The following is a 12,977-nucleotide window of genomic DNA, read 5'->3' on the forward strand; positions in this document are numbered from 1 at the left end:
AACCGAAAATTGTTCCTATTGAACACAGACTGCTGCCGCACCCATGGAGAGCGATGTTGTTTCCCTGTATGGGCGCGATTATATCCCCATTGTCGCCCCGCCCCTGCCGGCTACTAAAATTCGAACTCACCCGAAAACTGTTCCTGTCCTCAAGGACAACGATGTGCTGCTCATTTGTGATGAATTGGGCAATATCTGCAATGATGAGCAGCAAACGGCTATTACAGGTTTATTTTGTCAGGATACCCGCTTCCTCAGTCAAGCGGAGTTGCGCGTGGGGGGCGATCGCCCGATTCTGCTGAGTTTTCATTGTACGGGTAGCCATGCGCTCAAGGTGGTGTGCACTAATTCCAAGCAACCTTCTCTGCCCGCGGAGGCCTTAGCAATTGAACGATTCCTAGTGGTGCGGGGTGCCCTCTTTGAAACGATTCTCATCACCAATCATCAGGCGCAGCCGGCCAGCGTGGAGATTAGTTTAACCTTTGCGGCAGACTTTCAAGATTTATTTGAAATTCGCCAATACGGCAGTGGTCGCCCGCAGCGAGGACAGACATTGCAACCCGTCAGTTGTGAATTGCGCCACACCAAAGGACGCGCCGATCTCTGCTTTGCCTACCAAGGCCTTGATGGTGCCCTCATGGAGACCCAAGTGCAGTTCTTGGGCACCCCCCCCGACCGTCTTGATGACACCACCGCCACATGGCACCTCAAGCTAGAACCCCAAGGCTACCACAGCATTCACTATTGCGTCCGTCCCTTTACCAATGGGGCACCCACCGCCCATGTCCCTGTGCCTTCATCCCTAGCGGCTGCCGATCAAGCGGCGCAACAGGAACGGCAACAATGGTGGTCAGACTGCACGGAAATTGTCACCTCAAATCCGCAGTGGAATCGCATCCTACGGCGGGGGATGGCGGATCTCTATATGCTCTTGCAGTCCTTTGGCCATGGCAAGGTTTTGACTGCGGGGATTCCTTGGTTTGCGACGCTCTTTGGCCGTGACTCGATCATCTCGGCGATACAGACGCTGATCCTCAATCCAGCGATCGCCCGTGATACGCTGCGCACCCTTGCCCATTACCAAGGGAAACAGGTCTGTCCTGAGCGCGATGAGCAGCCGGGGAAAATTCTCCATGAACTGCGCTTTGGCGAGATGGCGCGCAACCGCGAGATTCCCCATACCCCCTACTATGGTACGGTGGATGCCACCCCCCTGTGGCTGATGCTCTATGCCGACTACTACGCATGGACGGGCGATCGCACCACGGTCGAGGCGCTCTGGCCCCATGCCCTTGCGGCAATGAACTGGGTGGATCAACAAATGGCCGCCACGGGCTACCTCACCTACGATCGCCAAGCAGCCAAGGGCATTGACAACCAAGGCTGGAAAGATTCTGGCAATTGTATCGTCAACCGTCGCGGTCAACTGGCTCACAGTCCCATTGCCCTCTGTGAAGTCCAAGGCTACGTCTATGCCGCCAAAACCCGTCTGAGTGCCCTTGCTCGAGACTTTGGCTATGGCGAGTGGGGCGATCGCTGGCAAAACGAAGCCGCTGCCCTCAAAGACCGCTTCAACCGTGACTTTTGGCTGGAATCAGAGGGTTTTTATGCCCTTGCCCTCGATGGCGACGGTCAGCCGGTGGATAGCCTCACCTCTAATGCGGGGCAGTGCTTGATGACGGGCATTTGCGACCCCGAGAAAGCGCAGCGGATAGGGCAACGCCTGCGGCTGCCGGATCTATTCAATGGTTGGGGCATTCGCACCCTCAGCAGCACCTCCCCTGCCTACAATCCCATTGGCTATCACTTGGGGTCGGTCTGGCCCCACGATACGGGTCTGATTGCCTTGGGGCTGCGCGCCATTGGTGATAGTGACTTTGCCCTGACCTTAGTGGATACCCTTTTTGATATGGCCTGTCGGCAGCCAGATTTGCGCCCACCAGAACTTTTCTGTGGCTTCGATCGCCAGACCTATCCCCAACCGGTGCAATATCCCGTAGCCTGCTCTCCCCAAGCTTGGGCAACGGGCAGTCTGTTTCAATTCATTCAGATCATGGCTTGGCCGCTGGTGGATGTGCCCCAAGGCAAGTTTTTGGTGCATCAGCCCCTGTTGCCCAACAGTATCGAGGAACTCCACCTCCGTAATTTGCGGGTCGGTGACAGTCGCTTTCATCTGCGGCTCTGGCGCACCGGCGAGAAGGGCTGTGACTGGGAAGTGCACTCAGCGTAACGAAGCGTAACTAGGGGCGATCGCCCTCGCTAGAGTAGAGGTGGCTCAGTTCTCAACCTCTGTAGCGCGAGTAACAGCATGACACGAACCACCGCCTACGATATTTGGCGCGCCGGTCATCAGCCCCTGCGTCCCCTCTTTGCCCCCAAAAGTGTTGCTGTCATCGGTGCCAGTGAAAAAGAAGGCAGTGTTGGCCGCACCCTTCTCTGGAATCTGATTCAAACCCCCTTTGGCGGAACGGTTTTTCCCGTCAACCCGCGCCGCAGTTCGGTGTTGGGCATCAAGGCCTATGCCAGTGTGACCGCGATTCCCGAAGCGGTTGATCTCGCAGTCATTGCCACCCCTGCGGCTACAGTACCAGCGGTGGTTGCCGAGTGTGCAGCAGCGGGTGTGAAGGGGGCAATTATTGTCTCGGCGGGATTTCGGGAAGTGGGGGCGGCGGGTCTTGCCCTCGAAGAAGAGATTTTAGCCATCGCCCGTCAGGCGCGGATGCGCATTATTGGTCCCAATTGTCTGGGGGTAATGTGTCCGCCCACGGGGCTGAATGCTACCTTTGCCGCGACAATGGCGCGATCGGGTCATGTCGGCTTTCTCAGTCAAAGTGGCGCCCTGTGCACCTCAATTTTGGACTGGAGTTTGCAGGAAAATGTCGGCTTTAGTGCCTTTGTGTCCATTGGCACGATGCTGGATGTGGGCTGGGGCGACCTCATTTACTACCTAGGCGATGATCCGCAAACCCGCTGCATTGTTATTTACATGGAATCTCTGGGGGATGCGCGATCGTTCCTCTCCGCCGCGCGGGAAGTGGCCTATGTCAAGCCGATTATTGTCATCAAAGCAGGACGCACTGCCGCCGCCGCTCAGGCCGCCGCTTCCCATACCGGGGCATTGATGGGATCCGATGCAGTGGTGGATGCGGCCCTAGAACGCTGTGGGGTGCTGCGGGTGGAAACCATTGAAGATTTGTTTGACATGGCCGAAGTCTTGGACAAGCAATCGCGCCCCAAAGGCCCCCATCTGACGATTCTCACCAATGCCGGTGGACCTGGGGTCTTGGCCACTGATGCCCTGATTCGGGCGGGTGGTAAACTCAGTCCCCTCTCTGGGGATACCCTACAGGCACTGAATCAAGTGCTCCCCCCCGCTTGGAGCCACGGTAACCCCGTGGATATTTTGGGGGATGCCACTGCGGATCGCTACCTCAAGGCACTGCAACACTGTGAAACCGATGCCAACAGTGATGGCCTACTGGTGGTGCTGACGCCCCAAGCAATGACGGATCCGCTGGCGATCGCCCAAGATCTCGCTACCTATGCCAAAAACCGTCCCAGTGGTGCCAAGCCAATTTTGGCCAGTTGGATGGGGGGCACAACGGTCAAAGGGGGAGAAGCGATTCTCAATCAGGCGGGCATTCCCACCTATGCCTATGCCGATACCGCTGCCCGCATCTTTAGTTATATGTGGCGCTATAGCGATCACTTGCAGGCGCTTTACCAAACCCCCTCGCTGCCCCTAACCACCACCCCCCCGGATCGGGATGCTGTCAGTCAACTCTTTGAGCACGTGCGCAGTGAGGGGCGCACCCTATTGACGGAGTGGGAAGCCAAGGCGGTTCTTGCTGCCTACGGCCTACCGGTGGTGGAAACCTGTATTGCCCGCAGTGAAGCAGAGGCAGTGGCTGCTGCCGATCGCCTAGGGTATCCCGTAGTTCTCAAGCTCTATTCGCCCACAATTACCCACAAAACCGATGTCGGGGGTGTTGCCCTCAATCTTCCCGATGCCGCTGCGGTCATTACCGCCTACCAACAGATTGAGAAAAATGTCACCACTGCTGCTGGCGCGGGTCATTTTGCTGGTGTCACCGTGCAGCCGATGATCCCATGGAAGGGGTTTGAACTCATTTTGGGCAGTTCCACCGATGCTCAGTTTGGGCCGGTGATTCTCTTTGGTACGGGGGGACAGTTGGTGGAAGTCCTCGAAGACACCGCGATCGCCCTTCCCCCCCTGAACACCACCTTGGCACGCCGTCTGATTCAGCAAACGAAAATCTCCCGTGCCTTTGCCGGCGTGCGGGGCTGGCCAGCCGTCAACCTTGCCCTATTAGAAGATCTGCTGGTGCGCTTTAGCCTGCTGGTGGTGGAGCAGCCGTGGATTAAGGAAATTGACATCAATCCCCTCTTGGTGGCACCCCCGGATCGCCTGATGGCCTTGGATGCCCGCATTCTGCTCCACAAAGAGGAAAGCACCTTTGTCAAGCCTGCGATTCGTCCCTATCCCACCCAATACGTGAGTCCTTGGCAGTTGCGCGATGGTACCCCAGTGCTGATTCGACCGATTCGGCCAGAGGATGAACCCCTAATGCGGCAGTACCATGCCACCCTCTCGGAGCAGAGTGTCTATTTGCGCTATTTCCACCTGATGAAGTTGTCGCAGCGGGTTGCCCACGATCGCCTAGTGCGCATCTGTTTTGTGGACTACGATCGCGAGATGGCTCTGGTGGTGGAGCATCAAGGCGCCAGTGAACCGCAAATTATTGGTGCGGCTCGCCTCAGTAAGGATCACTTTAGCAATACAGCCGAGTTTTCGATGTTGATTAGCGATCGCTGGCAGCGGCAAGGCCTTGGTACTGAATTACTACGCCGCTTGATTCAAATTGGCCGCGATGAGGGTCTCAGTGCCATCCACGCCTATGTTCTCAAGGATAACGAGGGAATGATTCGTATTTGCCGCAAATTGAACTTTGAGTTTGCTGCGGGTGACGACCCCAGTGTTTGGTTGGTGCAGCTTGCCCTCTAGGGGATACAAAGCATAGAACCCTAGGATCATTGGTGTAGGACAATAGGTTCCGTTGAGTCGATTAGAGGAAGCGTGAACAACGTAACCAAGATTGGGGTGATTGGTGGCGGTCAGTTGGCTTGGATGTTGGGGCTGGCGGCCAAGGAAATGGGACTCTCGCTGTGGGTACAAACGCCTGCGGCAACGGATCCAGCCGTCGCGGTTGCTGAGGGGGTCTGCTATGGGGCGATTGCCGATGTGGCAACGACAGCACACCTGGCTAAGCAGGTTGATGTGATGACCTTTGAGAATGAGTTTGTCGATCTCGAGGGGTTGCAGCGCCTTGAACAGCAGGGGATTTGTTTTTATCCCCGCCTTGCCTCCTTGGCTCCCCTCTTGAACAAGTACCAGCAGCGCCACTTTTTGCAACAACTGGGGATTCCTGTACCCGCCTTTGGCTATTTGGGCGATCGCCCGCCCAGCATTCCCTGTGTGATTAAAGCCTGTCGCCACGGCTATGACGGCCAAGGCACATTTGTCATCTCCGATGAGCAGGCATGGCAGCAGTTTCAGCAGCGTTGGCCAGAAATTCCGCCCCAAGGGTTTTTGGTGGAAGCCTTTGTGCCCTATGTCAAAGAACTGGCGATCATGGCAGCGCGATCGCCCCAAGGAGACATTGCCCTATACCCCGTGGTGGAAACGCAGCAGGTGGCTGCCATCTGTCGCTGGGTGATTGCCCCTGCCCCGGTTGACCCCCAAGTGAGTGAGCAAATTCAGCAGATTGCCCGCCAAATCCTAACGGCACTTGATGCTGTGGGTATTTTTGGCATTGAGTTTTTCCTCACAGCCACGGGTGAGGTACTCGTGAATGAAATTGCGCCCCGCACCCACAATTCTGGGCATTACACCATTGATGCCTGCGTCACGAGTCAATTTCAGCAGCACTTGCGCGCCATTAGTGGCCAGTCCTTGGGCAGTCCCGCCATGCAGGTACCGGCAGCGGTGATGGTAAATCTCTTGGGCTTAGCCGAACCGCAGGTTGACTATGGGGAAAAATGTCAGGCCTTGGCGGCTCTCCCCCACGCGAACCTTCACTGGTATGGTAAAAGTCAAACCTACGCGGGCCGCAAGTTGGGTCATCTTACAGTGCTGTTGGCAGAACCAGCGGCAGCCCTACCCATGATCCAGCACATTGAAGCCCTCTGGTATAGTACGCCTGTTGCTGTGTGACCGTTCCTGCTAATGCGTTCTCACTCCTTCCCTCAGCCCCTTGATCGCGCTGCTTTGAGTGTGTTCCTTGTGGCGCTGGTGCTGACCCTTTTGCTGTTGTGGGCAGGCGATCGCACCCAAGCCCAAGTGCGGGACTTTACATGGCAAAACCGCGATGTGGGGTCTGACGATCGCGCCTTTATCCTCGCCTTTAATCGGCTGATGGATTGGTCATCGGTGGCGGCGCATCTCAAGATTGAGCCACCCCTTGAGGGCAAGGCCAGTTGGTCGGGGCGTCGTTTTGCCTACACGCTGACACAGCCGATTCCCTACGGTCAAACCTTCAAAGTCTCCCTCGAGGATGCCGTTTCTGTGCCCCAAGGGAAACCGATCAAACCCTTTCAGGGGCAGTTTCGCAGTCGTGATCGCGTGCTGGTCTATCTTGGCTCCGGGGTCGAAGAGGGGCGCCTCATCCTCTATAACCTAACGCTGCAACAGAAGACCTTCCTCAGTCCCCCCAATCTACGGGTGTTTGACTTTCAGCCCTATCCTGCTGGCGATCGCATTCTCTTTAGTGCCGGCGAGCGCGGCGAGCAAATGGGTTTTGACCCCCAACTGTACACCGTGACTACCGGGCTATACTTCAATGCCCCTGAAACCCCCCGGCGGCAACCTCGACCCGTGGGCGAAATTTCCCTGATCCTTGACAATAGCGAGTATCAAAACCTGCGCTTTCAGTTGGCCAATGATGGCAGCAAAATCGTGGTTCAGCGGGTAAATCGTCTCCAGCCTGCGGATAGCTCCCTGTGGCTCCTCGATGAAAATTTTCAGCCTCGGCGGCTCAACCAAGCGGCGGCCGGTGATTTTCGCATTGCCCCCGACAACCAGCATTTAATCATTGCCCAAGGGCAGGGGTTAGCGATTGTGCCCCTAGAAGCCGGCAATGGTGAGAGTGACTTTGACTTTTTGCCCCAGTATGGCATGGTGCTGGACTTTAGCCGCGATGGCCGGCAAGTGGCAGCGGTGAAGTTTAACCCCAATTTCTCGCGATCGCTCTATGTGGTGGACATCTTTGGCGAGCATAGGGAACTGCTAACCATCAATGGCTCAATCATTGCCGGCCAATTTGACCCCAAGGGGGAATTTCTCTATGCCATCCTCACCCGCATTGAAGGGGAAGGCTCTTACCGCGAAGTTCCCTATCTTGCCCTCTTTGATCTGAAAACCAAGGAACTGTTCAAGCTCAAGGATTTTGACCCGCAGCAGGAACTCTACCTCAGTTTGGCACCCGATGGCCGTACATTGGCCGTTGACTCTGTTGAGGGACGGGAAATGCCCGATGTGGTGGATAATAGCGATCTCTATAGCGAGACTGCCCCCGTCAACCCCAGTCCCAGTGATCTGGCAGAACTGCCCACTGACCCCCAAGCACCCCCCCCGCCACCGCGTCAACTGCCCCCTCAACAGCATCAAATTTGGCTTTTCCCCCTAGAATTAAATCAAGATAAAATTGTCGTTGGGATGCCAGAACCTTTGGCACCCGGCTTGCACGCACGGTGGTTACCCTAACAATGGCAGCAGGAACGGGTCGGGTTGTCCTGAATCACTCTACCCATATTGAAGGCTTGATTCCCGTCTTGGAAAAATTGGCCAAAGTGGCGGGGATTAGTACCCTCACGCCCGGTGTCATTGCCCCTGTCAAAGGGAAATCCCCCCATCTACACCTACGGGTTTCGGTGCCCATCAAAGGTGGGTTTAAGGTGATTGCGCGGCGAGGCAAAACGGTGCAGGAGGTGTTTGTCATTACCCAACTGAGTGAAGCAGAACTCAAGGCTGCTATTGATGCCGTGCTGGCTTCCAAATGATCCATGCTCAAATCCATTGGCCAAGGCTTAGGGAATGAAACGAGCCGCCTGATTTTGCGACGCTTGGGAGAAGCCCTGATCACGCTGCTGTTGGCCTCGGCGTTGAGTTTTGCCATTATGCAGTTGGCACCGGGCAACTATCTGGACAATCTCAAGGCGGATCCCCAAATTTCCTTGGAACGCTTGCAGGAATTGGAGCGGCAATTTGGCCTTGACAAGTCCCCTGTAGAGCAATACTTTCGCTGGCTGTGGCAAATTATTCGCTATGGCAACTTCGGTACTAGTTTTGTCTATCAGCGATCGGTGGCCTCCCTATTGTGGGAGCGCGTACCCGCCACTCTCCTGCTCTCTTTTAGTTCGATTCTCCTCACATGGGGATTAGCCATCCCCTTAGGTATTTGGGCAGCGGTGACCCAAGATCGTTGGAGCGATCGCCTGCTGCGGGTCATTAGTTACATTGGCCAAGGGTTTCCCAGCTTCATTACCGCCCTCTTGCTGCTCTTTCTTGCCCAAAGCACCCCTTTGTTTCCGGTGGGGGGCATGACCAGTTTGTTTTACGACGACCTCCCTTGGTGGGGCAAAGTTCTGGATATTGGCTGGCACCTGATTTTACCGACTATTGCCCTCACCCTCACCAGCTTTGCGGGTTTACAGCGGCTCATGCGCGGGAATTTACTAGATGTGCTGCGCCAAAACTACATTCAAACGGCACGAGCCAAGGGACTCCCGGAATCACGGGTGATCTACGTCCATGCCCTACGCAATGCGGTGAACCCCCTCATTACCCTGTTGGGTTTTGAATTTGCCAGCCTCCTCAGTGGTGCTTTTATTGCCGAATTTTTCTTTAACTGGCCGGGTCTGGGGCGCTTAATTTTACAGGCGGTAACTGCCCAAGATATTTATGTCGTCATGGCCAGCCTGATGATGGGGGCAGTGATGCTGATTATTGGCAACCTCCTAGCGGATTTACTGCTCAAATGGGCTGACCCCCGCATTCGGTAACCCCGCAGAACCCAATTTTTACAAAAATCTATGGAGAGGCAACAGCTGAGCAAGGCGCTGGCTGGGCTTTGAGGCAGTAGCACCAATGGAACCATGTACAATGGGGCAAAGAGCAGTTTGAGGCAGTCAGCCATGGGTCTAAACGTGGTTCATCTAGTGGGTCGTGTCGGCAGTGATCCCGACGTTCGCTATTTTGAGTCGGGGAGTGTGAAGTGTCGGCTGACATTGGCGGTGAATCGCCCCACCAAGGACGATCAACCCGATTGGTTTAACTTGGAAATTTGGGGAAAAACCGCTCAGGTGGCTGCTGATTATGTGCGCAAGGGAACGCTGTTGGGTATTAAGGGCAGTCTGAAGTTCGATCGCTGGCAAGATCGCAACACGGGGGCTGATCGCTCCTCGCCGGTCATTTTAGTTGACCGAATGGATATTCTCAGTTCCAAGCGGGATACGGATCCGAGTGCCGTGCCAGCGGGCTATGTGCCAGAAATGTAGGGATACAATCGAGTTACCTGTTCGTCAAATCACAGTGTCCCTATCGTTGCTGCCATGCCCAATCCTGCCCGAGATTTTTGGCAGTCCATGACTCAAACCGTCACCCAAGCGGTGCAAACGGTACACTCTCGCTTTGATTGGCAACAGGTCTCCCTGCGGGAAAATGCTCGCACGCCCGAGTTATGGGTTGAGTTCAAAGGTCAACGCCAAGTCTTTCCCTTGGTTGGCGATCGCTATGTTATTGGCCGTAGCCACAGCCGTGCCGATATTATTGTCGATGCCGAGATTGTCAGTGGTACCCATGCCCGCCTCAAACGGCTCACCCCCACAGGCGTCTTTCAAATCCAAGACTTAGACTCCACCAACGGCATCTATCGCAAACGGCAGCGCCTGAAAACAAGTGAACTGCACCACGGCGATGTCATTACCCTTGGCCCCCCAGAGGTTAAAGGTGCTGTTACCCTCCGCTTCCACAATCCACTCCCCCCTTGGGTTCATGCTGTCACCTACAGCATTTGGGGGGCGATCGGCATCAGTGGCCTTGTAATGGGATTACTAGCTGCCGAAGCTAGCAAAGTGGCGGTGCGTCCCCTGCCTCCGATTGAGCAAGGGCCGATTATTCTCCTCGATCGCCAAGGGGAACTGATCAACCCAGTCGAAGATCGCCCCCACCGCGAACTGCAACGGCTCAATGAGTTTTCCCCTTACTTAGTCCATGGGGTCTTGGCCTCTGAGGATGTGCGCTACTACTGGCACTTTGGTGTTGATCCTCTGGGCATGGCGCGAGCGGTGGTGACCAATCTATTAACCCGCCAAACACGTGAAGGAGCAAGTACCCTATCCCAGCAGTTGGCACGTACACTCTTTCGTTCCCATGTGGGGATGGAAGAGAGCCTCGGCCGCAAGTGGCGCGAAATGGCGGTTGCCCTGAAGCTGGAATTTTTCTACAGCAAAGAGGAGCTGCTGTTGGCCTACCTCAACCGCGTGTATCTGGGCTTAGGCAATCGCGGCTTTGAGGATGCGGCGCAATTCTACTTTGATAAGCCTGCCAAAGACTTGACACTCAATGAGGCCGCCACCCTAGTGGGGATTTTGCCAGCACCGAACCGCTTTAACCCGGTGCGCGACTACGATGCGGCGGTGGATTATCGCAATCGGGTCATTTTGCGCATGGTGCAGCAGGGCTACATCAGCAAAGAAGAGGGCGATCGCGCCCGTCGCTCCCGCATTGAAATTAGTCCCAAGGCGCGGGAATTGCTCACCTCCCAGCGCTTTCCCTACTACACGGATCATGTCTATCAGGAACTTGCCCAACTCCTCGGTGAAAACCTTGCCCAAGAGGGCAACCTGATTGTGGAGACAGGCCTAGACCCCCGCTGGCAAGAACTGGCCGAAACCAGTCTGCGCAATTTTATCACCAGCACTGGCAGCGCCTATGGGGTTCATCAGGGGGGACTGATTACCCTGCGGCCGAGGGATGGTTTGATTCTTGCCCTCGTGGGTGGCGTGGATTACCAAAAAAGCCAGTTTAACCGTGCCACCCTTGCCCTGCGTCAACCGGGCTCCACATTCAAGGTGTTTGTCTATACCGAAGCCCTCCTGCAAGGCCATAGGGCTGGTGAAACCTTTTCCTGCGCGCCCGTCTTCTGGCAGGGGCAACAATTTGAGGGCTGTCGTGCAGGCGGTGGTGCGATGGATTTAGCCACAGCGTTAGCCCTTTCCGAAAATCCGATTGCTTTACGTCTTGCCCAAGCCGTTGGTTTGGAGGCCACCATTCGATTGGCCAGAGCAATGGGGATTACGACGCCTCTGCAAGCGGTGCCCGGCCTTGTTCTCGGTCAAAGTGAAGTCACCCTCCTTGAAATCAGTGGTGCCTTTGCCGTACTCGCCAATGAAGGACAGCGCATTCCGCCCCATGCCATTGTTTCGGTGCGCGATGGCGGTGATTGTAAAAGTACAAACGACTGGCAGACCTGTCGCCTGATCTATGCCGCGAGTGATGAAAGGCCTCAACGGGTGCTCGACCCAGCGATCGCCAATGAAATGACGCATTTGCTGACAGCTGTTGTCAGCCGGGGGACGGGTCGTGCCGCCGCCATTGGCCGTTCCGTGGCGGGCAAAACGGGCACCACGAATGATGGCCGCGACCTTTGGTTTATTGGCTACGTGCCCGCTGCTGATGTCCTCACCGGAATTTGGCTGGGCAATGATGATAATAGCCCCACCCAAGGCAGTAGTGGGTTGGCTGCCGCTCTTTGGGGCGAATATATGGGGCGTGCCCTAAACTAGAGTTCCTTGGGAAAGAAACGCACCGCTTGCGCGGCCACTTTCACAGGGGTACCAACGGGTAAATTCACAGCAAGGGGCTGGCGGGCGTGGAGATCTTGACCGGAGGGCAGTTGAATACAGTAGCGATACTCGCGACCAAGGAACTGGCGATCGCGAATCACAAAGCAGCTGGTTGCCGCAGTGTCTGGCTGCAATTGCACATCCTCTTCCCGAATCATCACCTCCCCTTCCCTCTTGGGGAGTGCTTCCGGCAGGGGAAAGACACCAACATCCGTGCGCACCTGAGACCCTTCGGCACAGGCCGGCAAAAAGTTGGCTTGGGTAATGAAGCCTGCCACAAATCGCGAGGCCGGCTGGCAATAAATGTCTTGGGGGTTACCCACCTGCTCAATCTTGCCTTGACGCATCACCGCTAAGCGATCCGACAGACTCAGGGCTTCCTCCTGATCATGGGTAACAAAAATTGCCGTTGTCCCTGTGCCCTTGAGAATGGTGCGTAATTCTTCCCGCAGTTGCAGTCGCACTTGGGCATCCAGATTACTCAGGGGTTCATCGAGGAGAATCACCGCTGGTTGGGGGGCGATCGCCCGCGCCAAGGCAACTCGTTGCTGTTGGCCACCCGACAACTCATGGGGATAGCGCTTTTTCAGATCCGCCAGCTGCACTAGAGCCAAAACTGCTGCCACCCGCTCCTGAATTTGCTGCTTGCTCAGGCGTTGTTGTTGCAAACCAAAGGCAATATTCTCCGCCACCGTCAAATGGGGAAACAGGGCAAAGTCCTGAAAGACCATGCCCAAAGACCGTTGCTCAGGGGGCACAAAGACATTTGCCGCTGCCACACAGCGATCGCCCACCCAAATTTCCCCAGCATCTGGCGTGTCCAGACCGGCAATTAAGCGCAGTAGCGTTGTCTTACCGCAACCCGAAGGCCCCAACAGCCCGAGAATTTCCCCCTCATGGACACAGAGGCTCACATCGCAAATCGCAGCAAAGCGGCCAAAGGATTTATGTAAGTGCTCAACCCGGACGGCTGTTTGAAGCGTTGGCATCAGGGAAAGTGTGGTCATGATCACCCAGAAAGCGAACTGTCTGCAATCAGTAAAGCGAAGGAG

9 protein-coding genes are annotated in these 12,977 nt (G+C 55.8%); 8 read left to right on the forward strand and 1 reads right to left on the reverse strand.

Features of this window, described 5'->3' with window-relative positions; genetic code table 11:
• Window positions 1–43 precede the first annotated feature (43 nt).
• The 8 genes from M0644_RS07935 (at window position 44) to M0644_RS07970 (ending at window position 11,865) form a co-directional block, all read left to right on the forward strand.
• A complete protein-coding gene (locus M0644_RS07935; RefSeq protein WP_286625240.1) occupies window positions 44–2,230 on the forward strand; it encodes an amylo-alpha-1,6-glucosidase in 2,187 nt (728 codons plus the stop codon).
• Between the two features lie 78 nt (window positions 2,231–2,308).
• Window positions 2,309–5,026 carry a bifunctional acetate--CoA ligase family protein/GNAT family N-acetyltransferase gene (locus M0644_RS07940; protein ID WP_149819740.1) on the forward strand — a complete coding sequence of 906 codons (2,718 nt, stop codon included), beginning with the start codon at window positions 2,309–2,311 and terminating at the stop codon, window positions 5,024–5,026.
• A 123-nt stretch (window positions 5,027–5,149) separates the two neighbouring features.
• Complete coding sequence (locus M0644_RS07945; RefSeq protein ID WP_399374372.1) at window positions 5,150–6,235, forward strand: 5-(carboxyamino)imidazole ribonucleotide synthase; 1,086 nt, start codon at window positions 5,150–5,152, stop codon at window positions 6,233–6,235.
• A gap of 12 nt (window positions 6,236–6,247) precedes the next feature.
• Window positions 6,248–7,783 (forward strand): hypothetical protein, encoded by a 1,536-nt coding sequence (locus M0644_RS07950; protein WP_286625242.1) that lies wholly within the window; start codon window positions 6,248–6,250, stop codon window positions 7,781–7,783.
• A 2-nt stretch (window positions 7,784–7,785) separates the two neighbouring features.
• A complete protein-coding gene (locus M0644_RS07955; RefSeq protein ID WP_190278328.1) occupies window positions 7,786–8,079 on the forward strand; it encodes a DUF2103 domain-containing protein in 294 nt (97 codons plus the stop codon).
• Window positions 8,080–8,082: 3 nt separating this feature from the next.
• The gene (locus tag M0644_RS07960; protein ID WP_286625243.1) at window positions 8,083–9,081 is read left to right on the forward strand and encodes an ABC transporter permease; all 999 of its coding nucleotides are present in this window, start codon (window positions 8,083–8,085) and stop codon (window positions 9,079–9,081) included.
• A 132-nt stretch (window positions 9,082–9,213) separates the two neighbouring features.
• Window positions 9,214–9,576: a single-stranded DNA-binding protein gene (locus M0644_RS07965; RefSeq protein ID WP_286625244.1), complete on the forward strand. Its 363-nt coding sequence runs from the start codon at window positions 9,214–9,216 to the stop codon at window positions 9,574–9,576.
• A 54-nt stretch (window positions 9,577–9,630) separates the two neighbouring features.
• Window positions 9,631–11,865: a transglycosylase domain-containing protein gene (locus M0644_RS07970; protein WP_286625245.1), complete on the forward strand. Its 2,235-nt coding sequence runs from the start codon at window positions 9,631–9,633 to the stop codon at window positions 11,863–11,865.
• Here the strand turns inward: M0644_RS07970 and M0644_RS07975 are convergent.
• Entirely contained in the window at window positions 11,862–12,932 is a 1,071-nt protein-coding gene (locus M0644_RS07975) for an ABC transporter ATP-binding protein (protein WP_226971912.1), read from the reverse strand. The genes M0644_RS07970 and M0644_RS07975 overlap by 4 nt on opposite strands.
• Window positions 12,933–12,977: the final 45 nt, after the last annotated feature.

This window comes from Thermosynechococcus sp. B1, from assembly GCF_030322985.1.
GTDB lineage: Bacteria > Cyanobacteriota > Cyanobacteriia > Thermosynechococcales > Thermosynechococcaceae > Thermosynechococcus.